The organism is Pseudomonas sp. GW822-FHT05A08 (genome assembly GCF_058800485.1).
Window position 1 is genome coordinate 4,810,986 of sequence record NZ_CM179511.1, and the last position, 23,500, is coordinate 4,834,485.

Genomic DNA, 23,500 nt, shown 5'->3' on the forward strand with positions numbered 1-23,500 from the left:
ACGTAGCGGCCGCTACTCGGGCCGCGCATTTATCCAGAGCGAATACGGTTTCAGGTTTTGCGACTGCTACGCAGTCGATCGCAGCCTCGCGGGCTCGGCAGCGGCTACGAGGAATCGGGGATGACGTGGCGGGCACGGCTTCTGTAGGAGCGAAGCTTGCTCGCGAGGGCGTCGGATCAGACGCCTGCGCGTCGTTCGCCATCGCCGGCAATCGAACGTCGACCGGCCGCTCCTACAGAAGCATGGGCGGGTCAATGCCGGCGTCTGAGGGTGTCGGACGGCAGTTCGCCGAACTGTTTGCGGTAGCTTTCCGAGAAGCGTCCCAGGTGCAGGAAACCGAAGTCCATGGCCAGTTCGGTGATGTTGCGCACGTTGCAGCCGGGGTCGCGCAGGCAGGCGTGGATCCGCTCGAGTTTCTTCTGGCGGATGTAGCGCATGGGCGTGGTGCGGGCGTTGCGCTCGAACAGCGCATACAGCGAACGCAGGCTCATCTGCGCCTGTTGCGCCAGCTCTTCGCAGCCGATGTCCTGCTTGAGGTTGCGCTCGATGTAGTCGGCGATGGCCTCGAAGGTCGCCGACGACGAGCCCAGGCCCACCCGCCGGATGTTGGTCTTCATCAGGCTGAGCATCTTGCTCGCAACGATCTGCGCGTAATGCTCCTGCACCCGGGGGATGCATTCGGCGGCTTCGGCTTCGCGGCAGACCACGTTCAGCAGGTTGATAAAACCTTCCAGCTCATCCAACTGGTAGCGGTTGCCCACAAAGCGCACGCCCTGCCCCGGATACAGCCAGCGCTGCTCCTCACACACCGACTCCAGCAGGCGGGTGGGCACCTTGATGATGAATTTCTCGCAGTCGTCGGAGTAGGTCAGGTCCACCGGATCGTCAGGGTTGATCAGCAGCAACTCGCCGGGGGCGAAGTAATGCTCCTGGCGATGGCCACGCCACAGGCAGTGGCCGCGTAGCAACACTTGCAGGTGGTAGATGGTTTCCAGCGCCGGCGAGGTGACGCGCACGCTGCCGCCGTAGCTGATCGAGCACAGGTCGAGGCTGGCGAACTGCCGATGATTGAGGCTGGCCTGGGGGCTGCCGGCCTTGGGCAAACGGATGCAGTGGCTGCCCACATGCTGGTTGACATAGCCGGACACAGCGTAGGGATCGGCCTGGGCGAATACCCGGCTGCGCTCACTCAACAGATGGGTTTCCATAAGCGGGTCACTCCCCGTTTTTGTTATTGGGATTGTTATTGCCGGGCGGTGATCGTTCGCCACCGCTGGCCCATCACGCAAGACTTCGACCACGGCTCACAACGGCAAAAACCACGGGATCACTCACGTTATCCCGTGGCCCCGAATCGGGATCTGCCGCGCTGTCAGTCCTCCAGCGCTCGCACCCGCTCCAGGCGCTGCTGTTCTTCGGGCTGGGCCGACGACTGCAGGGTGAAGTCGAAGTCGATCTCGGCAAAACGCCCGCTGACCCCATGCTGCGCCGCACGCTGCTGATCGTCGCTGAAGGTGATCTTGGCGATCAGTTCGTCACGGGTGGCGTAGGCGAAATCATCGTGCAGGTATTCGTCGCCATCGAGATTGATCTGGGTGGTCAGGTGACGGTGGTCATCGGCCGAGATGAAGAAGTGGATATGCGCCGGACGCTGGCCGTGGCGGCCCAACTGGTCGAGCAACTGCTGGGTCGGACCGTCCGGTGGGCAGCCGTAGCCCGAAGGCACGATGCTGCGAAAACGGTAGCGGCCTTCGGCATCGGTGACGATGCGCCGACGCAGGTTGAACTCGGACTGGGTGGTGTCGAAGTAGGAATAGGTGCCGCCGGTGTTGGCGTGCCAGACATCGACAATGGCCCCGGCCAGCGGTTCGCCAGCGGTGTTGCGCACCTGGCCCTGCATGAACAGCACCACGCCCGGATCGACGCCATCGTCGAGGCGCGCTTGACCCTGGCTCAGCGGCGCGCCGGCCACGTACAGCGGGCCTTCGATGGTGCGCGGGGTGCCGCCGGTCTTGCCGGCCTGTTCGTCGGCGGCGTCCATCAGCAGGTCCAGGTAGTGCTCCAGGCCCAGGCCGGCCACCAGCAGCCCGGCTTCCTGGCGCGCGCCGAGCACGTTGAGGTAGTTGACCGCCTTCCAGAATTCTTCCGGGGTCACGTCGAGGTCTTCGATGATGTTCACCGTGTCACGCAGGATGCGGTACACCAGGGCCTTGGTGCGAGGGTTGCCCTGATCGTTGAATTGGCCGCTGACTTCTTCGAGAAATTTCTGGGCGCTGGCAGTGTGGGAAATTCGGACGTTCATGGTTATTCCTCATCTTGTATTTATTAGAGTGTGGAGCAGGCTGGCGCGGGCTCAGCGGTCATCCGCACGAATGGACGAAGGATGCCTGCACAGCGCGTTCACTTCGATAGCCATGTACGGGTACAGCGGCAGTTGCATCAGCAGGTCGTGCAGTTCCTGCACGCTGTCGACGTCGAACACGCTGTAGTTGGCATACAGGCCGGCGATGCGCCACAGATGCCGCCACTTGCCCTGCTCTTGCAGGCGCTGGGCCAGGGCCTTTTCGTCGGCCTTGAGCTGGGCGGCGCGCTCGGGGTTCATGTCGACCGGCAGGTTCACGGTCATTTTGACGTGGAACAGCATGGTGCTCTCCTTAAGACGTGATGAATGGCAGTTCAGGCTTGGTCGCGGCGGAAGAACGCCAGGCGCTCCTCGTCCAGGCTCAGGCCGAGGCCCGGCGCCCGGGATACGTGCAATTGGAAATCTCGGTACAGCGGCGGCTCGGCGAGGATGTCCTCGGTCAGCAGCAGTGGGCCGAACAGTTCGGTGTCCCAGCTCAAGGTATTGAGGGTCAGGAAAGCATGGGCCGACGCCAGGGTGCCGATGCCGCCTTCGAGCATGGTGCCGCCGTACAGGCCGATGCCCGCCGCCTCGGCGATCGCCGCGGTGCGCAACACGGCGCGCGGGCCGCCGTTCTTGGCGATCTTCAGGGCGAACACCGAAGCCGCGCCTTCGCGGGCCAGGTTGAAGGCGTCCTCCACGCACTCGATGGATTCGTCGGCCATGATCGGCGCCGGGCTGATGGCATTCAGGCGCACCATGCCGGCGCGGTTGTTGCGCGAGATCGGCTGTTCGATCAGGTCGATACCGTTGCCGCCCAGCACCCGGCAGGCACGCACCGCCACCGCTTCGTCCCACGCCTGGTTGACGTCGACCCGCACGCTGGCGCGGTCGCCCAGGGCCTTCTTGATCGCGATCACGTGGGCCAGGTCGCGGTCCACCTCGCCAGCGCCAATCTTCAGCTTGAAGATGCGGTGGCGACGCAGGTCGAGCATCTTTTCTGCTTCGGCGATGTCCTTGGCGGTGTCGCCGCTGGCCAGGGTCCAGGCCACCGGCAAGGCGTCGCGCACCCGGCCGCCGAGCAGTTCGCTGACCGGCAGCCCCAGGCGTTTGCCCTGGGCGTCGAGCAAGGCGCTTTCGATACCGGATTTGGCGAAGGTGTTGCCGCGGATGCTGCGCTCCAGGCGCTGCATGGCGGCATTGATATTGGCGCCGTCCTGGCCGAGCAGCAGCGGCGTGAAGAAGCGGTCGATATTGGTCTTGATGCTGTCCGGGCTTTCATTGCCATAGGCCAGGCCGCCGATGGTGGTGGCTTCGCCCAGGCCTTCGATGCCGTCGGCGCAGCGCAGGCGGATCAGCACCAGGGTCTGGTTCTGCATGGTGTGCATCGCCAGCTTGTGCGGGCGGATGGTGGGCAGATCGACAATGATCGTTTCGATCGATTCAATGACACTTGAAAGCATTTCCATACCCATCAGGTTCTTGAAGTTATGGAACCGATTCTCGTACGGCTTTTTCCGGGGTTCCAATATAGAATTGGTCTGGCTCGATACCTTGAAGGTATCCAACCTTTGCCCGCGGAGGCCTTATGGAACTGCGTCATCTGCGTTACTTCCAGGTGCTGGGCCAGACCCTCAACTTCACCAAGGCCGCCGAGCGCCTGCACATCGCCCAGCCGCCCCTGAGCCGGCAGATCCAGCAACTGGAAGAGGAACTCGGGGTGTTGCTGCTGGAGCGCGGCCGGCCGTTGCGCCTGACCGAAGCCGGGCGCTTTTTCTATGAGCATTCCAGCGTGCTGCTGGAGCAACTGGCCAAGGTCTGCGACAACACCCGGCGCATCGGCCACGGCGAAAAGACCTGGCTCGGCATCGGCTTTGCCCCCTCGACCCTGTACGGCCTGCTGCCGGAACTGATCCGCCGCCTGCGCAGCCACGAGACCCTGGCCCTGGAACTGGGGCTGTCGGAAATGACCACCCTGCAACAGGTGGAAGCGCTCAAGGCCGGGCGCATCGATATCGGCTTCGGGCGGATCCGCATCGACGACCCGGCCATCGTGCAGAAGGTGCAGACCGAGGATCGCCTGGTGGCCGCCCTGCCCGCCGGCCATCCGCTGATCGGCCAGCCGGTGAGCCTCGCGCAACTGGCCGACGAGCCTTTCGTGCTCTACCCCGGCAACCCGCGCCCGAGCTACGCCGACCATGTGATCGCGCTGTTCAACACCCACGGCCTGAACATCCGCATCGTGCAGTGGACCAACGAACTGCAGACCGCCATCGGCCTGGTGGGCGCCGGCATCGGCATCACCCTGGTGCCGGCCTCGGTGCAATTGCTGCACCGCGACGACATCGGCTTCAGCCCGCTGCTGGAAGCCAACGCCACCTCGCCGATCATCATCAGCCGCAGGGTCGGCGATGTGTCGGCGGGGCTCAGCCACTGCTTGCGCATGATCGACGAACTGCGCGCCGAACACCCCGAGGCCTGACTCCTCGCGCGCAGCCGACTCGCGGTTGCGCCCACCTCCCCTTACCGCAAAAAAGCGCACCTGCAGAAAAGGGATACAGGTCTGCAGGCAATGGATAGCACCCGCCCCACACCCGCCCCTAGCCTGCCGGGCAGTGAACTGCTTTCCATAACAATAAGAGTAAAAGCAATGAAACCTGCAAAGACCCTCGCCGCGCTGGGCACCAGCGCGGTGTGCCTGAGCGCGCCCCAGCCGCTGCTGGCCGCAGAAGGCGGTTTTATCAAGGACGCCACCGCCACCCTCCAGGCCCGCAACTACTTCTTCAGCCGCGACTATTCGGATATCCGCGGCACCGAGCAGTCCATGGCCCAGGAATGGGCCCAGGGTTTTATCCTCAACCTCAAGTCCGGCTACACCCCCGGCACCCTAGGCCTAGGCCTGGATGCCATCGGCACCCTGGGGCTCAAGCTCGACAGCGGCAAGGGCCGGGTCAACAGCGGCCTACTGCCGGTGCAGGAGGATGGCGAAGCCGCCGACAACTACAGCCGCCTCGGCCTGGCACTGAAACTGCGCCTGGCAAAAAGCGAGCTGCGCATCGGCGAACTGCAACCCAACCTGCCGGTACTCAGCTTCAGCGACATCCGCCTGCTGCCGCCGTCCTACCAGGGCGCGAGCATCGTCTCCAACGACATCGACGGCCTGACCCTGCAAGGCGGCCGCCTGCGCTCCACCAGCCTGCGCAACGAATCCGGCGACGGCAAACTGCAAGCCATGCTCGGCCACGTACCGAAACGCGCCGTCAGCAGCGACGCCTTCAACTACGCCGGCGCCGACTACGCCTTCAACGACAAACGCAGCAGCGTCAGCGCCTGGTACGGCCAGCTGGAAGACATCTACCACCAGCGCTTCCTCGGCCTGAAACACAGCCAGCCGCTGGGCAACTGGATACTCGGCGCCAACCTCGGCTACTACGACAGCGAAGAAGACGGCAAACAGCTGCTCGGCGCCATCGACAACCAGGCCTTCTTCTCCCTGCTATCGGCCAAGCGCAGTGGCCACACCTTTTATGTCGGCTACCAGGGCATGTTCGGCGACAGCGCCTTTCCCCGGGTCTTCGCCAACATCACCCCGCTGGGCAACGAAGTGCCCACCTACGAGTTCGCCTACACCGACGAACGCTCCTGGCAACTGCGCTACGACTACGACTTCGCCGCCCGCGGCCTGCCCGGCCTGACCAGCACCGTGCGTTACATCCGCGGCGACAACGTCGACACCGGCAAGGGTTATGAAGGCAAGGACTGGGAGCGCGACCTGGATATCGGTTACGTGATCCAGTCCGGCCCGTTGGGCGGGCTGGGGATCAAGGTGCGCAATGTGCTGGCGCGCTCGAATTATCGGACCGATATCAATGAGAACCGGTTGTTGCTGAGTTATAGCTGGAAGTTGTTTTAAGGCAGGGTGGCGAGCGCGATATGGGATATCGCGCTCGGCCAGTTCTTTACCCATCATTGTGTAATGTACGGGTCCTGTATCTTGATAAAGTCGTCGAGTGCCTTGGAGTTATAGATATCGAGGCAGGCATAAAACACGACTTTCTTATCCGTATATTTGCTACTGGCTTGGGTTTTCTCATACATGGAGAATACAAAATTCGTCGTTGCATCATAAGGATTATGCAGAGTCTCCAGGGTATCTTCACTCTGAAGAATGGTGTGCATACCACTCCCCATGAAGGAATAGGCGCCAATAGCCGACTCTATATCGCTCTTCACATCGGACTCATTTTTGAACTGATTAACGATGCAATAGCCAAGGCCGTAATTCTTCAACGACTGCCGGGCCGCTGTAATATCGCCCCCAGCATAGGCAACACTCCCCATGTTGCCGGCAATCAACAGCCATACCGCTAAAATCCGTTTCATCCTTTCAGTTCCTAATAGTTGCTCTTCCAGTGATGCCGAGAATCATGTGCAATCCAAAGTAGTAGCTACCTCATGAATTATTAATTCCAGTTAAAAGTCGATCAGAATAATTCAAAGGCCATCAGAGACATCGCCTTAACTGGTATCTGCTACCAGCAAACTCTTGGTATAACGCTGTACCCAAGCGGCGATGGAACCTGAGCCGGGTCCGATACGCCTTAACAGCTAGCAAAAACCTGGAATATTACTTCAAAAATAAGGACGCTCCCCATGATCGACTTCAACAACAAAGGCTTCTTCAAGCTCAAGCAAAACGACGAATACGCCGAGCGGGTCAGCGACCTGTTGCTGGAAGGCGAGCAGGTGATCGACGCCTATAAAGCCATGCGCGACGGCGTGGTGTTTACCAACAAGCGCATCATCGCGGTCAACGTGCAGGGCATCACCGGCAGCAAAAAGGATTTCACCTCCCTGCCCTACAAAAACATCGTTGCCTACTCGGTGGAAACCTCCGGCACCTTCGACCTGGACTCCGAGCTGGAGATCTACTTTTCATCGCTGGGCCAGGTGAAGTTTGAATTCACCGGCAAGACTTCGATGGTGGAAATCTCGAAGCACATTTCCAGGCACCTGCTGGGCTAAGGCGCTCCGTTATCAATCGGCGCTCAGCCCCCACAGCACCTCCAGCACATGCTGGGTCGAGCGCTCCACGTCGCCGTCCCGATGGGCAATGCCCAGCTGGCGCCACAGCGGCGGCTGCAACGGGCGCATGGCGATCCGGGTGTCGGGCAGCGGCGTGGCGGCTTCGTGGGGCAGCAAGGTGGCGCCATAACCGGCGGCCACCAGGCTCTTGATCGCGTCGTTGTAGTTGAGCTGGATGCGCGCCGTGGGCTGCTGGCCGCCCAGTGCGAACCACTCCGAAGTCAGGCGCGACAGCCGGGTGCTGTGGTCGTTGAGGATCAGCGGCTGGGCGGCCAGCCATTGCGGCGTCACCGGATCGGGGCATTGCCAGCGGGCCGGCAGGAAAGCCATGACCGGGTCCTTGCGCCAGGGCTCGATGCGCAAACCCTTGACCGGGGTTTGCGGCAAGGCCACCAGGCCAATATCCAGCGAACCTTCGGCGAGCTTCTTCAAACTCTCCTGGGAGGTCAGTACCGCCACCTGCAGGTCGATGCCCGGATGGCGTTGGCCAAGGGTTTCCAGGGCCTGGGGCAGCAATTGGGCAATGGCGCCGGTGGACGCCCCCAGGCGCACCCGCCCGGCCAGGCCCAGCACCTGGCGCTGCACATCCTCCAGCGCCTGCTCGGCATCGGCCAACAGCCGCCGCGCCCGTTCCACCAGGGTTTCGCCAATGGCCGACGGCTGCACCCGACCGCGGGTGCGCGACAACAGCGAGCCGCCCACCCGCGCCTCCAGGTCGGCGATATGCAGGCTGACCGTGGGCGGCGCCAGGTTCAGCGCGCGGGCCGCTTCGGCAAAGGACCCCAGGTCGACAATCGCCACCAGGGTGCGCAGCCGGTCGAGGCTGATCTCACGCATGGCCTGCTCCAGATTCAGAAAAACTGAATCTTAGCGTTATTAAATTCAACTTTCTCTATTTCAGCTTCAGCCGGAAGATTTGCCCAATCTATTCCCGCTTGCGAGCACACAGCATGAGCACACCCCTCGTATTTATCGACGGCGACCAGGGCACCACCGGGTTGCAGATCCACCAGCGCCTGCAAGGCCGCAGCGACCTGCACCTGCTGACCCTCGCCGCCGACCAGCGCAAAGACCCGCAACGTCGCGCCGAAGCCATCAACGCCTGCGACATCGCCCTGCTCTGCCTGCCCGACGCCGCCGCCCGTGATGCGGTCGCCAGTATTCGCAACCCGGCGGTGCGGGTGATCGACGCCAGCTCGGCGCACCGCACCCACCCCCACTGGACCTACGGTTTCGCCCAGATGCACCCGCAACAGGCACAACGCATCGCCACCTCCAAGCGCGTGAGCAACCCCGGCTGCTACCCCACTGGCGCCATCGGCCTGCTGCGCCCCTTGCTGCAAGCCGGACTGCTGCCGAAGGACTACCCGATCAGCATCAACGCCATCTCCGGTTACTCCGGCGGCGGCCGCGCCGCGGTCAAAGCCCACGAAGGGCCGAATGCTTCCCAAACCGCCCCTTTCCAGGTCTACGGCCTGGGCCTGGCCCACAAGCATGTGCCGGAAATCCAACAACACAGTGGCCTGAGCGAACGGCCGCTGTTCGTCCCGGCCTACGGTGCGTTTCGCCAGGGCATTGTGCTGACCATTCCTCTACAGCTGCGCCTGCTCGCTCCAGGCGTGGACGCCACGCGTATCCAGACCTGCCTGGAGCAGCACTACGCCGGGAGCGGTTGTGTACAGGTGATGTCGCTTCGGCATGCACAAGAACTCACGGGGCTTGATCCGCGGGCGCTGAACGATAGCGACGCTATGCGCTTGATGGTGTTCGAGGGTGAGGGCCAGGTGTTGCTGGCGGCGGTGTTCGACAACCTGGGCAAAGGCGCGGCAGGGGCGGCGGTGGAGAATCTGGATTTGATGCTGGCCGCGCTGGGCTGAAGGGACTGCCTGCGCATTGCAACGGGTCAGATACAGCCTGGCTGGGTGCAACCCTTTGGCAACTGAGAGAAAGCCCCACCCGACCGGGCAGGGCTTTCAACGTGCTGGCGATCCTCCTGAGGCCCCGCCGAAAAGGCTAGCGAACCCTGCGCCGCCCTGGCCTCCCGGCGCGACGCTCAAGCCTTCGCCTTGGTCATTTGTCGTCCCTCTTCGTCGCCGACGGCGAAGGGTATTCGCTGCTCTCTTCGGCGTTGGGCGCTTCGGGCAGGCTTCCCGGCGTGAACATATGGGTCTGCAAATCGCTGGCATCGATGCCGGCGACGCCGTGTACCCCACGGGTCAGGCTGACAGCCTGCTCACACTGTTTATGGGTGTTGAGCCGACCGCTCAAGGTAACCATGCCGGCATGGGTTTTGACATGGATAGGCAAACCACGGGTCGATTCGGCAAAGGTCAGGGCCGACCTCACCTTGGTGGTGACCCATGCATCGTGAACGGCCATTTCCAGGCCATGGGAGTAATGCTGGAAGGAATGAAGTTTCATGGCGGGTCCCTCTCGTGTCATCAGTTGGGCGTCCCGTCCCATTGGTTGGACTGCCCTCTGCCGGGCGGGTGAGCTTGCTGGGTAACCGATGGGCGCAGCGGTACTCGCCAGGCAGATGGGGTGCTTGTTAATTATAGTTCGGCGGCTGGCGGGGCTTGGTGCGCGGGGGTTCTGGTCGTCCGATGGCCCTTTCGTGAATGGCGGTTTTCGGCGAACTTGCCATTCGCTGGAAACCGGTGACGCAGCAAGCATCGTTTCAATTGCAATGAAGCATTTCTCGTTACTGCTCAAGCAGCAAACTGCGCCAGATGATCGTCGGCTTTTCTGCAGGCACGACTTTCGGTGGCAACGGCTCCTGTGTGGGCATGGTGGGCGGCGACTCTGGTTCAGGCGCGGGAGCCTGATACTGGGTGGCGTCTAGGTTATCTACCGACATGTTTTGTAGTGCGCTATTTGATTGTGACGGTGACTTTGCCTTTTGATCGGCCCTGCTCGATGTACCGCAACGCCTCTGCAATCGATTCAAAAGGGAAGGAACGATCGATGACCGGTTTGATGACGCCAGCCTCGATAAGCGAGGTGATTTTCTGCAGTTGCATCCCGTCGGCGCGCATAAACAAAAAGGTATAGTTCACCCCGTGCTTGCGGGCTTTTCTGCGAATACCGCTGCTCAGCAGGCGCATGACTTGCCCCAGCACCCAGGACAAACCTTGCTCTTGGGCAAATTGCGCGGTCGGCGGCCCCGAAAGGGAAATGAGCTGTCCGCCAGCCTTGAGAACCTTGAGCGAGTTCTCCAGTACATCGGCGCCGAGGCTGTTCAACACCACGTCGAAATCACGTAACTCGTTTGCAAAATCCTGCTGTTTGTAATCGATGACCACATCCGCCCCGAGTGCTTTCACCCATTCGACATTCGCCGTGCTGGTGGTGGTCGCAACGAAGGCGCCGAGGTGTTTGGCGAGCTGGATGGCAAGCGTGCCGACACCGCCGGATCCGGCATGAATCAACACCTTCTGGCCCTTTTTCACCTGGGCGGTCTCAACCAGCGCCTGCCAGGCCGTCAAGGCGGCCAAGGGAATGGAAGCCGCTTCGGCCATATCGAGATTCGAGGGTTTCAGCGCGAGCGAGCTTTCGTTCACGGCGATCAGTTCGGCAAAGGTGCCGATCCGGGCCTCGGGAGGACGGGCATAGACTTCGTCTCCTGGCTTGAATCGCTTCACCGCCGATCCTGTGCGAACAACAACTCCGGCCAGGTCGTTGCCCAATACCAATGGAAAGGTATAGGGCAGGATCAACTTGAACTCCCCCGTTCTGATCTTTGAGTCCAACGGGTTCACGCTCGTTGCATGCACCTGGATCAGAACGTCATGCACACCGACCGCTGGGTCGGGCACTTCGCCAAGCACTCCGTCCTGCTTGCCGTAGCGGTCGATAAAAAATGCCTTCATGTTGCAGATACTCTTGTCGGTGAAGTGAGAATGGGCGCGGCCACGGCAACCTTGATGCGATTAGACGTGCAGGCCGTCAGGCGTCGAGGAACGCCACGGCCTTGGCCACGAAATCGGTGTGGTACTGGAAAATGCTGCCGTGCCCGGCGTCCTGATAAATGATCAGTTGCGCGTTGGGGATTCGCTGCGCCAGCTCGATCGAGTTCACGGTGGGCACCATGATGTCGTTGTCCCCGTTGACGATCAGGGTCGGCATCCGCAGGCGACCGAGATCTTGCGAGGCCTGCCTGCCCCACGCGGTAATGGCTTTGAACTGCCGTAGAAACGCGCGGGGTGTCGGGCCTTTGTCCCGATCTTCCTGGCGCTCTTTCAAACGTTGCAGATACTCGGACGCGGCGCGTTGGCCATTGGCCGTGGTGGTAAAGAACAGGTAGAACTTGGGGTCTCGCAGCGTCAGCAAACCTTTGATCATCAAGGGCCAGGTCACCGAACCGAGGCTGTCGATGCCTGTGCCACCGGCCGGTCCGCTTCCGGTGAGGATCAATCTGCGCACTCGTTCGGGAGCTTTCAGGGCGATGTCTTGAGCGATGAAGCCACCGAGTGAAAAACCGAGCAAGTCAACCTGGTCAAAACCCAGCGCACGAATCAGGCCGATGGCATCGTCAGCCATTTCACCGACGGTCAATGGCGCGGAGCCACCCGAGCCACCGATACCGCGGTAATCGGTCGTGATGACACGCCGGTTTTTTGCCAGACCGTCGACGATGCGGGGGTCAAAGTTATCCAGCACGGCCCCCCAATGGTTAAACATGACCAGCGGAACCTCCGTCTTGGGTCCCAGGTCACGATAGGCGAAGGGTATCCCGCCAATCAGAACCGACTGGTTCACCGCATTGATAAATGACGGCTGCGAACCCGGGTGATTGCTGCTAGCCATGGGGGTCATGTTTATTCCCTCCGATTGCGGGGCGAGGCCGACCTGCTCGACAGGGTTCAGACCTGAGTCAAATAGCGTTGCGCCACGGCGGATTGCCTGATCTGCGACAAAAGCCCCTGGCGCGCGGCTTGCAAGGCATCCCAGCGCTCGCCTTCTTGCAACGGAGGAATGGTCACCGGTTCGCGACGGTCGAAACCAACCAGTGCGGCATCGACCAGATCACCCACTTCCATGATTTCGCTCAAGGTGTTGATGTCGATACCGGCGCGATCCCAAATCTCCGTGCGGGTGGCGGCGGGCAGTACGGCTTGCACATAAACACCCTGCGGCGAAAGTTCCAGGCTCAGGCCTTGGGAAAGGAATAGCACAAACGCCTTGGTCGCCCCGTAGACCGACATGCCGAACTCCGGCGCCAGCCCCACCACCGAACCGATGTTGATGATCGCGCCTTCACCTGCCTTGGCCAGGCGTGGCGCGATGGCGCTGGCGAGCCGCACCAGCGCGGTGGTGTTGAGGGCCACCAGTTGTGCAACGCTGTCGGTGCTTTGCTCGATGAAGTGGCCGGACTGTGCGACGCCGGCATTGTTGACGAGGATGCCGATGCGCTCGTCATCCCGCAGGCGTGCTTCGACGATGTGCAGGTCGCTGAGTTGAGTCAGGTCGGCCGGAAGCACTTCAATGGCGACGTTGTGTTCGCCACGCAACGTTGCGGCGAGCGTCTCCAGCCGCGAGTGGTCGCGGGCGACCAACACCAGAGCATGCCCGCGTTGGGCGAAACGCTCGGCGTAAACCGCGCCGATGCCGGTGGAAGCGCCAGTGATGAGAACGGTGGGGCGAGTCGTCATGATGTCAGCTCTTGTTCGGGAACATGGATGGGGATTGATGCACGAGTAAAACCAGGCTCGATCGGCCAGTGCCTAGTTCGCGGCAGCGCTTGATTCGGCAAGCGTCGGGTAGTCGATGTATCCCGCCGCACCGCCGCCGTAGAGCGTGGTGGGGTCGAAGGCGGACAGTGGCGCACCGGTCTTGAGCCGCTCCACCAGATCAGGGTTGCCGATAAATGGACGGCCAAAGGCGATCAGGTCAGCCTTGTCATGCGCAAGGCGTGCCGTGGCCAGGTCCAGGTCATAGCCGTTGTTGGCGATGTAAGTGTTCTTGAAGCGCCGGCGCAAGGCATCGAAATCAAAGGGCGCCACATCGCGTGGCCCACCGGTCGCGCCTTCGACGACGTGCAGATAAACGATGTCCAGAGCATTGAGTTGCTCGACGATGTAATCGAACTGAGCCTGTGGGTCACTGCTCGATATGCCATTGGCCGGCGAGACAGGCGAAAGGCGGATGCCCGTGCGATCAGCGCCAATTTCGGCGACCACGGCGGCCGTCACTTCCAGCAGCAGGCGCGCACGGTTGGCGATCGAGCCGCCGTACGCATCCGTACGCTGGTTGGAGCCGTCCTTGATGAACTGGTCCAGCAAATAGCCGTTTGCACCATGGATTTCCACGCCGTCGAAGCCTGCCGCAATGGCGTTTGCCGCCGCTTGGCGGAAATCGTCGACGATGCCCGGCAGTTCGTCAGTCTCCAGCGCTCGCGGCTCGGAAACGTCCTCGAAGCGATTGTTGACGAACACCTTGGTCGCAGGACGAAGCGCGGAAGGGGCTACCGGCGCCGCGCCGTGCTGTTGCAGATCCACATGGGATACGCGGCCCACATGCCACAACTGCAGGAAAATTCTCCCGCCCTTGGCGTGCACGGCATCGGTCACCTTGCGCCATCCCTCTATCTGCGGCTGCGTGTAAATGCCCGGGGTGTCCTGATAGCCCTGCCCCTGCTGCGAGATCTGCGAGGCTTCGGAAATCAGCAAGCCCGCGCTGGCCCTCTGGCCGTAATAGGCAGCCGCGAACTCGCTCGGCACAAAGCCTTTGCCTGCGCGATTGCGCGTCAGTGGCGCGAGAACCACGCGATTCGCCAGCGTCAGCGCGCCAAGCGTGTAAGGGGTAAACAGATTCAGGTCGCTCATGGGTGTTTGTTCCGTGTCCGTTGGGAAATGGTCAGGTCGCTTGCTATTAGGATGATGATCGAAATCTAAACTGTCAACGATTTTGATTATGGTCAACATCTATGTATCATCAGCCGATGAATTTCCAGCGGTAGCGAGGTATTTCCCATGCGAGTGTCCAAGGCTCAGGCCCAGCTAAATCGGGAGCACATCGTCGAAACGGCCTCAATCATGTTTCGCGAGCGCGGTTTTGACGGTGTCGGCGTGGCCGACTTGATGGCCGCCGCCGGTTTCACCCATGGCGGTTTCTACAAACATTTCGGTTCGAAGGCGGACCTGATGGCCGAAGCCTCGGCTAACAGCCTTGCGCAGTCACTTGCCAGCGCCGAAGAATTGAGCGTGAAGGATTTCATCGATGTGTATGTGTCCAGGGATCATCGCGATGGGCGCGCCACGGGTTGCACCATGGCGGCGTTGTGCGGTGACGCGGCGCGTCAGTCGGACGATTTGAAGTCGGCATTCGCCGAAGGCATCGAGCGCACATTGCAAACGCTCGGCGAAAAATACCCGACCGGGCCGGATGCGGCGCCGGGTGAAGCGAGGGTGAAAATGATCGACCTGCTGGCGCGCGCGGTCGGGGCGATCATCTTGTCGCGCGCCTGTCCTGACGACTCGGCGCTGGCCGATGAGATTCTGGCGGTGTGTCACGCGCAAATGACCGAATCATTATCTAGCCAATCGCAGACTCAGTCGTAGAGGAGATAGATGGATGTCGCACAACGCGTGCTGACTCGCTTTCATTTCGTCGTTGGCCAACACGAACGAATGCCCGCTTCTGGCTGTGGGTTCAACCGGTCGATGCAACAGACTGGCTAAATCGTTCAGCGGGCGTTTCGTAGTTTAGGGTTTTCCGAGGGCTGCCATTGATCCACCAAAGCAACGTTTCGATACTGTCGCCATATTGACGCGCGCCAGCCCAATATGACGAAGCGCCTGGACGACCGCCCAGGCCAAGCTGCCCGGAGCAATCAAATGCTTATCCGCCCGCATGGTCGTTGCCACCGTGCGCGGCGATGAACATGGCGACGGCCGACCGGCAATAGGATTCGATTTCGTTATCGTCCTCGGCTCTCGCCTCATCGAAGCGCGCGATAATCAGAAGATCGGACCCTTTGAAAAGCGCGGCAAACAAGCGAGCTGACCGTAGAGGATCGGGCACGTTCAGAACCGCCTTCGCGTGCAACTGACGCAACAGGGCCTCGATTTGGGCGATGACATAGGCGGGGCCGGCTTCATATTGGCGCTTGCTTAACGACTTTTGATTGGTCTTGTCGGCCATGATCATGGCTTCGACACTGCGCACGTCCGGGCTCAACAGCGTGCGAAGCAGGGTTGATCCCACCGCCATGAGCTGATCTTCGGCCGAACCGTCGACACCTTCAAAAAGGGCCTGAGGTGCAAACTGCTGGCAGTGGGCCGCGATGGCCGCGCTGAACAGCGCCTCCTTGTTCTCGAAGTGCCGATAGATGCTTAGCTTGGATATCTTCGCCCGCTTGGCGACCTTATCCATGGTCGTCGCTTGAAAACCCAATTCCACAAAAAGTTCGCACGCGGCGTCGGCTATCGTTTGGCCAAGCGCCTCGTTGGCGGGCCGGCCGCGCCGGCTCTGGCTGTTTTCGCTCATAAAAATTCCAGTACTTGACAGTATTCTAATTCTTGAATTAGGGTACTCCAAAGTATCTTAAGTGTGCAAGCCGATCTCCCTTCATCCACAGCGCGGAGCCCATCACCATGAATGACGTCATCATCATCGGCGGCAGTTTTGCCGGTCTTGCCGCCGCCTTGCAGCTCGGCCGTGCCCGGCGCAAGGTCACCGTTCTCGACACCGGCCTGCCGCGCAATCGCTTCGCCGACCACTCGCATGGCCTGCTCGGCCACGACCACAAGCCACCGCTGGAGATCCTGGCCGAGGCGCGGCAGCAGCTGGCGCGCTATCCCACGGTCAGGCTGGCCACTGCGCGGGCCGAGAGCATCTCCGGCGTCATCGACGATTTCTCCGTCCTCACTGGCGATGGCGAAAGCCTCAGGGCGCGCCGCCTGATCCTGAGCTATGGCGTCGCCGACCAGATGCCTGAAGTTCCCGGCTTTGCCGAAGGCTGGGGCTCCTCCATCGTGCCCTGCCCCTATTGCGACGGCTTTGAAGTTGCCGGCCGGCATTGGGGCCTCGTCTGGTCCGGCCCGCCGTCGCACAACTACGTCAAGCTGTACCACGACTGGACCGACACATTGACGGTCTTCGCCAATGGTCACGACATTCCACCCGACATCCGGGCCGATCTGACGCGCCGCGGCATCCCTGTCGTCGATGGCCGACTCACCGAAATCGACCATGACGAGAGCCATAACGCCACCGTCAGGCTCGACGCCGGCCCCTCTGTCGCGGTCGACATCCTGTTCGCCCATCCGCGCAACAAGCCGTCCGCACGCCTGCATGAATCGCTGGGCCTCGACACGGTCGATACACCCCTGGGCATCGCCCTCAAGGTCGACGAGCGCCGCGAAACCAGCATGCCTGGCATCTACGCTGCCGGCGACCTGGCAAACCCCCTCATGGCATCGGTCACCACGGCATCATGGCAAGGCGCGATGGCGGGTATCTTCGCCCAGCAGTCGATGCTGGTTTGAGAGCACAGATTCCCTTCTCCGGTTGCGTCGTCGCCTTCGCAGAGGTTGGCGCGGTGAAGCACGGATCGTCGAGTTTGACGCAATGGTAGGGAGCGGTTGTCTTTCGCTAGTTAAGAACGAATCAAAACGAGGAGATGTCATGGCAGGTCGAATGCAAACGGGTGGGCAAGTCCGTGTAGCTACCCACCCTCTACCTGACTAACTCCCGGCGTCGCCTTTGGGCCCGCTGGCGATCAGGCTGGCGCCACAGGCGGTTTTCATTCCATGGAGCGCCACGGGAACACCGCCGACATCCAGCAAGGCACTGCCCTCGGCAATAGGAAACACACCTTTGCATAGAGGGCAGGTGACCTTGTGCCCGACCCCGGCCATGGGTTTGCCGTTCAGGTCGGTCTGGTTGAACGCTTCGATCACGGTTCCACCGTGACTGGTGGAATCGCCGAGTCGGATGATGTCCATGTCTGCTCCTTTTCCGTTGTACTCACAAACACTCCTCTCTCCTTGGGCCTTGCGCCCTCCGAAGGATAAATATTCAGGAACCTGCTGTATTACCGTCATGCGAAGACACCGGGCGCAGGCGGACGGAGCCGATGATGGTGTCCCAGAACGCCAGCGCTTCTTTGTCTGATTTGAATGGCGGCGCTGGCAGCCTGCCGTTGCTGTCGGGGCTACGTTGAAGTACACCGAGCGCGGCGGAGATATTGGGTTCGATGATCGAGCCACCCTTGCCCTGGGTTTCCCAGGCAAAGGTATAGATACGCTGCCCCTTGTCAGTACTGGCCAACAGGTATTCGTCGGCCGGAACCGGTCCACCACGCTCCCTTTTGCGCAGGGTCTCGATCCCCAGCACCATCCTGGCGGCACCTGCGAGGAAACCACTCACTCGATCCAGCAGACGGTTCTCTTCTGCTCCGGTGCTAGAAGTGAATTCGAAGTGGGCGCCGGGATGATCCGGGAAGGTCACGCCGATATCGAAACGCTCACCTTGAAAGCTGTTACCCGCGATATAGGCTCGGTCAATACAAAAACCAGGCTCAGAGGGAATCTCGTCGACTTCACGAGAACGTAGGCTGTGGGCCAGAGAAGTCGCACTTTCAATACCCTGCGCTTCAAGGCTTTTCGATACACCGCCCATCCAACGGTAAGCACGCCAAGTCGGTTTGGAAACAGCATAAGCATCCAATAGATACATCGCTGTACTAGCATTGGATTTCCAGGAAAGCAGTCCCGTCGAGTTCCCCCCTAGGTCTAGTCGGCGAAGAAACAGACTGCCTTGTTGCCTTCTATGCAGTTGGGCCTTCAGTTCCTGTTCACGCTAATTAATTCTGGCAGCCAGAGTGACCGGTGTTTCATCGAGCGCTTCGATGTTGTCGCCCCAGAGATAGTACCCCGCTCTAATTTCCGCCTGGGGCGGCAAATCAATCAGGAATCTGCCAAAGCAATGGGTAATCCATCCGGTCTTGTCCATGGAAGGGTTCCGAGAAGAGGAGAATGATGTGCAACTGGTGATACTGGTCAAGGCGACCATGCCAAGAACAGCGAAGAACTGACGCCGGCGCATCATGAACCTCCTGCCCAGTCAGCATGCTGGGCAATCTTGATAACGCCATAGAGAGTGGCCCATTGGGCACGTTTGTCGTTGTAGCTTTTTTGATGTTCGTAGCCTTTGTCGGTGTTGTACTGCCCGACGCCCTTGCCGCCCTGGCGGAAGCTGGCCTTGATGCCGGCTCTGCCGGGGGCCAGTCCGGAGTCGGTGGGAACGGTCCCGTCCCCACCGCTGCCAGATGACTCCTGTGTCACGGCAAACCGTAGCGGACCTTCGACCACAGCAGGCAGGCCACGGCGGAACCAACCGTTGTAACTGCCGTTCTCATCATCCTTGACGGCAGCAACCTATTTGTAAAAATGCACGAGGGTCAACTCCGCACTCACACCGTTTGCATGTTCTCGACGCCCGATCTGATGGGCCTGTGGCCGCCACATCAGGCGTCCAAATCAGGCTTGCCACCATACCCAAAGAGACGAAGGTATAGGGGTAGGAATTATCCAAAATTGCCGTAAGGAAAACCTGATCCTGATCAGATCAAATGCACTTGAGCAGTCAGAGAAAGGACAGGTCATCGACACCTATCAAGAGATGGATATCCCCCGTTCTGTCCCAATGAGCCCAGGCAATCTCCACCCCGCGAACAGTCACCGCTACCTTCCCCTCGGACAAAAAAACGCCTCCACACTGGGAGGCGTCAGCAACTTTCAAAAACACCGAATGGTTTATGAGGCGCCTACCTCCGGCCTGGTGCCCCCGACCTGAACCATCGGGTCGAGAGCCCTGTTTCCAGACCTCAAGGCGCTTCCCCTCACCTCAGATCAAACCGATCCAGATTCATCACCTTGACCCAGGCCGCGACAAAGTCCTGCACGAACTGCCCCTGCCCATCCGCGCTGGCATAGACCTCGGCCAATGCCCGCAACTGGGCGTTGGAGCCGAAGACCAGGTCGACGCGGGTGCCGGTCCATTTGACCTGGCCGGTCTTGCGGTCGCGGGCTTCGAACTCTTGTTGGGCGTCGGAGACAGGTTTCCATTCCACGCCCATGTCCAGCAGGTTGACGAAGAAGTCGTTGGTCAGCGCGCCCGGCCGTGTGGTGAAGACGCCGTGGGGGGTGTGGCCGACGTTGATGTCGAGCACGCGCAGGCCGCCGATCAGCACCGTCATTTGGGGGGCGGTGAGGGTCAGCAGTTGCGCCTTGTCGATCAGCAGCGCTTCGGCCGGTACCGCGTAGCGGGTCTTGAGGTAGTTGCGAAAGCCATCGGCGATGGGTTCGAGGTAGCCGAACGACTCGACGTCCGTCTGCTCCTGGCTAGCGTCCATGCGCCCTGGGGAAAACGGCACGCTGATGTCGAGGCCGGCGTTTTTCGCGGCCTGTTCGATGCCGGCGCTACCGCCGAGCACGATCAGGTCGGCCAGGGAGACTTTCTTGCCACCGGATTGCGCACTGTTGAAGTCCTTCTGGACCCCTTCGAGGGTCGCCAGCACCTTGGCCAGTTGCTCGGGCTGGTTGACTGGCCAGTCCTTTTGCGGGGCCAGGCGCAGGCGCCCGCCGTTGGCGCCGCCGCGTTTGTCGGAGCCACGGAAGCTGGAAGCTGCCGCCCAGGCGGTGGACACCAGTTGCGACACCGACAGGCCCGAGGCCAGCAATTTGGCCTTGAGTGTGGCGATATCGCTGTCGTTGACCAGGGCATGGTCCACCGCGGGGATCGGGTCTTGCCACAGCAGTTCTTCATGGGGCAGTTCCGGGCCGAGGTAACGCGAGAGCGGGCCCATGTCGCGGTGGATCAGCTTGAACCAGGCGCGGGCGAAGGCGTCGGCCAGCTGATCGGGGTTCGCCAGGAAGCGTCGCGAGATCGGCTCGTAGATCGGGTCGAAGCGCAGCGACAGGTCGGTGGTCAGCATGGTCGGGTTGCGTCGCTTGGAGGGGTCGTGGGCATCGGGGATGATGCCGGCGCCGGCGCCACCTTTGGGCGTCCACTGGTGCGCGCCCGCCGGGCTCTTGGTCAGTTCCCACTCGAAGCCGAACAGGTTTTCCAGGTAGTTGTTGCTCCAGCGGGTGGGCGTGGTGGTCCAGATCACTTCCAGGCCGCTGGTGATGGTGTCGGCGCCCTTGCCGCTGCCGAAGGTGCTCTTCCAGCCCAGGCCCTGCAGTTCCAGGCCGGCGGCTTCGGGTTCGGCGCCGACATTGTCGGCGGGGCCGGCGCCGTGGGTCTTGCCGAAGGCGTGGCCGCCGGCGATCAGGGCCACGGTTTCTTCGTCGTTCATCGCCATTCGGGCGAAGGTTTCGCGGATATCTACCCCGGCGGCCACCGGGTCCGGGTTGCCCTCGGGGCCTTCGGGGTTCACATAGATCAGGCCCATCTGCACCGCGGCCAGGGGGTTTTCCAGGTTGCGCCCCTGGTCGGTGCGGCTTTCTTCATTGCCAGGCTCGGCCACCAGTTGGCCCTCGCCGGGTTCTTGCATGGCGGCTTTATCCGGTTTGCCGTAGCGGGTGTCGCCGCCCAGCCATTTGTTTTCCGAGCCCCAATAGACGTCTTCGTCCGGCTCCCAGGCGTCCGGGCGACCGCCGGAAAAACCGAAGGTCTTGAAGCCCATGGATTCCAGGGCGACGTTGCCGGTAAGCACGATCAGGTCGGCCCAGGAGATGTTGCGGCCGTACTTCTGTTTGATCGGCCACAGCAGCCGGCGCGCCTTGTCGAGGCTGACGTTGTCCGGCCAGCTGTTGAGCGGGGCGAAACGCTGCTGGCCGGAACCGGCGCCGCCACGGCCGTCACCGACGCGGTAGGTCCCGGCGCTGTGCCAGGCCATGCGGATAAACAGCGGCCCATAGTGGCCGAAGTCGGCGGGCCACCAGTCCTGGGAGTCGGTCATCAGCGCATGCAGGTCTTGTTTCAGGGCCTGGAAATCCAGGCGCTTGAAGGCTTCGGCATAGTTGAAGTCCTCGCCCATGGGGTCGGACAGGGACGAGTGCTGGTGCAGGATCTTCAGGTTCAGTTGGTTCGGCCACCAGTCGCGGTTGGTTACCCCACCGCCGGCGGCATGGTTGAACGGGCATTTCGATTCGTTTGCCATGAGGAGCTACCTTTGGTCGTATTCATCCAGCTATCCGCCCCGGATGGGCACGAAATAGCGACAGGCGAAAGCAATGACATAGGTTGCGGGGCTCACAGTTCGCTCAACTGATGGGTGTGGCCACAGGGCATGCTGCAGAGCGGCAAGCGAGTTGCCAGGACGGTGGCCCACGGTAAGCCCAGTACGCTTCTGACTCGTTCTTCGTTATCTCTCGATCAGGTCTCATCCGGCCGGCTCGCGCCAGCGCTGAATTAAGGCTAGACCCTCTGTGGCGGATCGCTAATAGCCGGACTATTGGTTGTTGATAGGGACAAGCTTTTACCCGGGGCCCACGGCCGAAGCCAATGATAGGGACAGCGCCCGCGGGGGCCTCTGGCGGTTTTTTCGACTGATGCCCCGCCTTTTTCGTCCGCCCGACGCGTACAGAGCACGGGAGAAGACCATGAACCAGCGCCCGCGTTGCACGGCCATCCACGAAGCCGGCCACGCCCTGGCTTTCTGGTGGAACGGTCAACCGATCGCCCGCATTACCGTGCGCACCAGGGCCGAAGCCGACGCGGGTCCGATGCTCGATCGGCGGGGCAACCCGCGCTATGTAGAGGGGTTGGTGGAAGCCGATTACCTGGTCCCGCGCCCCGCCTTCGACGCCCCGGGGATCGCCGAATACCTGCCATCGATGATCGAGGCCATCGAGCGCGACCTGCTGCATTGCTTTGCCGGCCCGGTGGCCGAAGCGATCTACCGCCATGGCCGATCCGACAGGCTGATAAGAGGCAGCGGCCGCGGCGACCTGAGCCGCGCTCATGAGCTGATCAGCCTGCTGCCACCGCGCAAGCTGCTCGACGCCGAATCCCGGGCCCTGGCCCGCGCCAGTTGCCTGGTGCATCGCTACTGGCCGGCGGTCGGCGCGGTGGCGGACCTGCTGCAAGAGCGCGGCATGGTCGAGGGGGAAGCCATCACGGCGCTGTTGTGCGCGATCAACGGCGAGTCGCCGACGCCCCTCGGTAACGATCTGGCGAGCCTCGACCCGTGACGGCGTGGCGTTGAACCGCGCCGGCTTGCGCGATCCGTGAAGTCAGCCAGACTGTCTGCCAATCGCCCGCCTGGCCCGGGTGGTTTTCATCGCCATTGCCCCACCGAGATCACCATGTCGCAGTACCCAGGCGTCGACGCCGAAGGTTTTATCCAGTCCCTGCCCGACCAGCCGTTGCAACCGGCATTCAGCCCTCTGGTGGATGAGCTGTGCGCGATGCTCTCGCGGCGTTTTCCGGCGCTGCTCGATGGCCTGTACCTGTACGGCAGCGTGGCCCGTGGCGACGCGCGGCCGGGCACCTCCGACCTGGATGTGACCCTGGTCCTGGCCTGGGCACCGAGCCCCGCGGAGCACCAGCGGCTGGAGCAGACTCGGCAAGCGCTGGAAGCGCGGCACCCGGAGGTGTCGAAGATCGATTTCGACATCGGCGTACTCAACGAGGTGCTGGCGCCCGACAATCGCTACCGCTGGGGTTTCTGGCTCAAGCATCAGTGCCGCTGCATCTGGGGCAATGACCTGGGGCTGCGCTTCGAGACTTTCCGCCCGAGCCGGACCATCGCCCTGGCACTGAATGGCGACTTCTCCCAAGTGCTGGAAGGCTACGCTCAGCAGCTGGAACAAAGCCGCGAACCGTTGCAGCAACAACGCCTGCAACGGGCTGCGGCGCGCAAGGCGCTGCGCTCGGCCAACCTGCTGCGCGGCGAACAGGAACGCGGCTGGCCGACCACCCTGGAGGAGCATGCGCAACTGCTGACGGCGGCCGAACCAGGGATGGCCGAGTACGCCGCGTTCTTCCTCAAGCAGGCCTATGTTCCCCAGGGTTCGGTGAGTGAGTTCGTGCGGCGGTTGCGGGCTTACAGCGCGTTGCTGGCAGGGGAAAACGCGGGGTGATACCTCACCTGCCCTGGCTTCGCCCTGTCAAATCCGGCCC

At 61.8% G+C, this 23,500-nt stretch carries 24 protein-coding genes and 1 pseudogene; 8 read left to right on the top strand and 17 right to left on the bottom strand.

The window, feature by feature from the left end:
- Window positions 1-251 precede the first annotated feature (251 nt).
- The 4 genes from AC3RCP_RS21545 to AC3RCP_RS21560 form a co-directional block, all read right to left on the bottom strand.
- Window positions 252-1,208 (bottom strand): AraC family transcriptional regulator, encoded by a 957-nt coding sequence (locus AC3RCP_RS21545; RefSeq protein ID WP_150052321.1) that lies wholly within the window; start codon window positions 1,206-1,208, stop codon window positions 252-254.
- Between the two features lie 164 nt (window positions 1,209-1,372).
- Window positions 1,373-2,302, bottom strand: a complete 930-nt coding sequence (catA, locus tag AC3RCP_RS21550; RefSeq protein ID WP_492570901.1) for a catechol 1,2-dioxygenase — start codon at window positions 2,300-2,302, stop codon at window positions 1,373-1,375.
- Window positions 2,303-2,353: 51 nt separating this feature from the next.
- A complete protein-coding gene (gene catC / locus AC3RCP_RS21555) occupies window positions 2,354-2,644 on the bottom strand; it encodes a muconolactone Delta-isomerase (protein ID WP_007922462.1) in 291 nt (96 codons plus the stop codon).
- 32 nt (window positions 2,645-2,676) lie between these two features.
- Window positions 2,677-3,804 carry a muconate cycloisomerase family protein gene (locus AC3RCP_RS21560; RefSeq protein WP_492571087.1) on the bottom strand — a complete coding sequence of 376 codons (1,128 nt, stop codon included), beginning with the start codon at window positions 3,802-3,804 and terminating at the stop codon, window positions 2,677-2,679.
- A gap of 125 nt (window positions 3,805-3,929) precedes the next feature.
- Between AC3RCP_RS21560 and AC3RCP_RS21565 the strand changes: the two genes are divergently transcribed.
- Both AC3RCP_RS21565 and AC3RCP_RS21570 read left to right on the top strand, forming a co-directional pair.
- A complete protein-coding gene (locus AC3RCP_RS21565) occupies window positions 3,930-4,823 on the top strand; it encodes a LysR family transcriptional regulator (RefSeq protein WP_492570900.1) in 894 nt (297 codons plus the stop codon).
- Between the two features lie 168 nt (window positions 4,824-4,991).
- Window positions 4,992-6,254, top strand: a complete 1,263-nt coding sequence (locus AC3RCP_RS21570; protein ID WP_492570899.1) for an OprD family porin — start codon at window positions 4,992-4,994, stop codon at window positions 6,252-6,254.
- A 53-nt stretch (window positions 6,255-6,307) separates the two neighbouring features.
- On the opposite strand, the gene AC3RCP_RS21575 is transcribed toward AC3RCP_RS21570, so the two are convergent.
- Complete coding sequence (locus AC3RCP_RS21575; RefSeq protein ID WP_492570898.1) at window positions 6,308-6,724, bottom strand: T6SS amidase immunity protein Tai4 family protein; 417 nt, start codon at window positions 6,722-6,724, stop codon at window positions 6,308-6,310.
- Between the two features lie 270 nt (window positions 6,725-6,994).
- On the opposite strand from AC3RCP_RS21575, the gene AC3RCP_RS21580 reads away from it, so the two are divergent.
- The gene (locus AC3RCP_RS21580) at window positions 6,995-7,366 is read left to right on the top strand and encodes a PH domain-containing protein (protein ID WP_009044741.1); all 372 of its coding nucleotides are present in this window, start codon (window positions 6,995-6,997) and stop codon (window positions 7,364-7,366) included.
- A 12-nt stretch (window positions 7,367-7,378) separates the two neighbouring features.
- On the opposite strand, the gene AC3RCP_RS21585 is transcribed toward AC3RCP_RS21580, so the two are convergent.
- Window positions 7,379-8,263, bottom strand: coding sequence for a LysR family transcriptional regulator (locus tag AC3RCP_RS21585; protein ID WP_087091721.1), 885 nt, complete (start codon window positions 8,261-8,263; stop codon window positions 7,379-7,381).
- 113 nt (window positions 8,264-8,376) lie between these two features.
- Here AC3RCP_RS21585 and argC point away from each other — a divergent pair, with 113 nt between their 5' ends.
- Window positions 8,377-9,303 carry an N-acetyl-gamma-glutamyl-phosphate reductase gene (argC, locus tag AC3RCP_RS21590; RefSeq protein ID WP_492570897.1) on the top strand — a complete coding sequence of 309 codons (927 nt, stop codon included), beginning with the start codon at window positions 8,377-8,379 and terminating at the stop codon, window positions 9,301-9,303.
- Window positions 9,304-9,496: 193 nt separating this feature from the next.
- On the opposite strand, the gene AC3RCP_RS21595 is transcribed toward argC, so the two are convergent.
- The 5 genes from AC3RCP_RS21595 to AC3RCP_RS21615 all read right to left on the bottom strand — a co-directional run bounded on the left by AC3RCP_RS21595 (window position 9,497) and on the right by AC3RCP_RS21615 (window position 14,250).
- On the bottom strand, window positions 9,497-9,847 hold the full coding sequence (locus AC3RCP_RS21595; RefSeq protein WP_101338568.1) for a BON domain-containing protein: 351 nt from the start codon (window positions 9,845-9,847) through the stop codon (window positions 9,497-9,499).
- Window positions 9,848-10,296: 449 nt separating this feature from the next.
- Window positions 10,297-11,295, bottom strand: coding sequence for an NADP-dependent oxidoreductase (locus AC3RCP_RS21600; protein ID WP_492570896.1), 999 nt, complete (start codon window positions 11,293-11,295; stop codon window positions 10,297-10,299).
- Window positions 11,296-11,371: 76 nt separating this feature from the next.
- Window positions 11,372-12,241 carry an alpha/beta fold hydrolase gene (locus AC3RCP_RS21605; RefSeq protein ID WP_492570895.1) on the bottom strand — a complete coding sequence of 290 codons (870 nt, stop codon included), beginning with the start codon at window positions 12,239-12,241 and terminating at the stop codon, window positions 11,372-11,374.
- A gap of 47 nt (window positions 12,242-12,288) precedes the next feature.
- A complete protein-coding gene (locus AC3RCP_RS21610) occupies window positions 12,289-13,077 on the bottom strand; it encodes an SDR family NAD(P)-dependent oxidoreductase (protein ID WP_492570894.1) in 789 nt (262 codons plus the stop codon).
- A gap of 72 nt (window positions 13,078-13,149) precedes the next feature.
- The gene (locus AC3RCP_RS21615) at window positions 13,150-14,250 is read right to left on the bottom strand and encodes an alkene reductase (protein WP_492570893.1); all 1,101 of its coding nucleotides are present in this window, start codon (window positions 14,248-14,250) and stop codon (window positions 13,150-13,152) included.
- 147 nt (window positions 14,251-14,397) lie between these two features.
- Here AC3RCP_RS21615 and AC3RCP_RS21620 point away from each other — a divergent pair, with 147 nt between their 5' ends.
- Window positions 14,398-14,985 carry a TetR/AcrR family transcriptional regulator gene (locus AC3RCP_RS21620; protein WP_009044752.1) on the top strand — a complete coding sequence of 196 codons (588 nt, stop codon included), beginning with the start codon at window positions 14,398-14,400 and terminating at the stop codon, window positions 14,983-14,985.
- 280 nt (window positions 14,986-15,265) lie between these two features.
- On the opposite strand, the gene AC3RCP_RS21625 is transcribed toward AC3RCP_RS21620, so the two are convergent.
- The gene (locus AC3RCP_RS21625) at window positions 15,266-15,913 is read right to left on the bottom strand and encodes a TetR/AcrR family transcriptional regulator (protein ID WP_009044753.1); all 648 of its coding nucleotides are present in this window, start codon (window positions 15,911-15,913) and stop codon (window positions 15,266-15,268) included.
- Between the two features lie 107 nt (window positions 15,914-16,020).
- On the opposite strand from AC3RCP_RS21625, the gene AC3RCP_RS21630 reads away from it, so the two are divergent.
- A complete protein-coding gene (locus AC3RCP_RS21630) occupies window positions 16,021-16,914 on the top strand; it encodes an NAD(P)/FAD-dependent oxidoreductase (protein ID WP_492570892.1) in 894 nt (297 codons plus the stop codon).
- Between the two features lie 198 nt (window positions 16,915-17,112).
- Here AC3RCP_RS21630 and AC3RCP_RS21635 read toward each other — a convergent pair whose 3' ends face one another.
- The 5 genes and pseudogenes from AC3RCP_RS21635 to katG form a co-directional block, all read right to left on the bottom strand.
- Window positions 17,113-17,373: a PAAR domain-containing protein gene (locus AC3RCP_RS21635; RefSeq protein ID WP_053261975.1), complete on the bottom strand. Its 261-nt coding sequence runs from the start codon at window positions 17,371-17,373 to the stop codon at window positions 17,113-17,115.
- Window positions 17,374-17,446: 73 nt separating this feature from the next.
- Window positions 17,447-18,106 carry a T6SS immunity protein Tli4 family protein gene (locus tag AC3RCP_RS21640; RefSeq protein WP_492570891.1) on the bottom strand — a complete coding sequence of 220 codons (660 nt, stop codon included), beginning with the start codon at window positions 18,104-18,106 and terminating at the stop codon, window positions 17,447-17,449.
- Between the two features lie 123 nt (window positions 18,107-18,229).
- Complete coding sequence (locus tag AC3RCP_RS21645) at window positions 18,230-18,475, bottom strand: hypothetical protein (protein ID WP_492570890.1); 246 nt, start codon at window positions 18,473-18,475, stop codon at window positions 18,230-18,232.
- Window positions 18,475-18,804, bottom strand: a pseudogene (locus AC3RCP_RS21650) (esterase/lipase family protein); the annotation flags it as partial. The pseudogene AC3RCP_RS21650 and the gene AC3RCP_RS21645, both read right to left, overlap by 1 nt.
- A gap of 467 nt (window positions 18,805-19,271) precedes the next feature.
- Window positions 19,272-21,536 carry a catalase/peroxidase HPI gene (gene katG, locus AC3RCP_RS21655; RefSeq protein ID WP_492570889.1) on the bottom strand — a complete coding sequence of 755 codons (2,265 nt, stop codon included), beginning with the start codon at window positions 21,534-21,536 and terminating at the stop codon, window positions 19,272-19,274.
- 442 nt (window positions 21,537-21,978) lie between these two features.
- Between katG and AC3RCP_RS21660 the strand changes: the two genes are divergently transcribed.
- Both AC3RCP_RS21660 and AC3RCP_RS21665 read left to right on the top strand, forming a co-directional pair.
- Entirely contained in the window at window positions 21,979-22,569 is a 591-nt protein-coding gene (locus AC3RCP_RS21660) for a hypothetical protein (RefSeq protein ID WP_492570888.1), read from the top strand.
- A gap of 114 nt (window positions 22,570-22,683) precedes the next feature.
- Window positions 22,684-23,460: a nucleotidyltransferase domain-containing protein gene (locus AC3RCP_RS21665; RefSeq protein WP_492570887.1), complete on the top strand. Its 777-nt coding sequence runs from the start codon at window positions 22,684-22,686 to the stop codon at window positions 23,458-23,460.
- Window positions 23,461-23,500 lie beyond the last annotated feature (40 nt).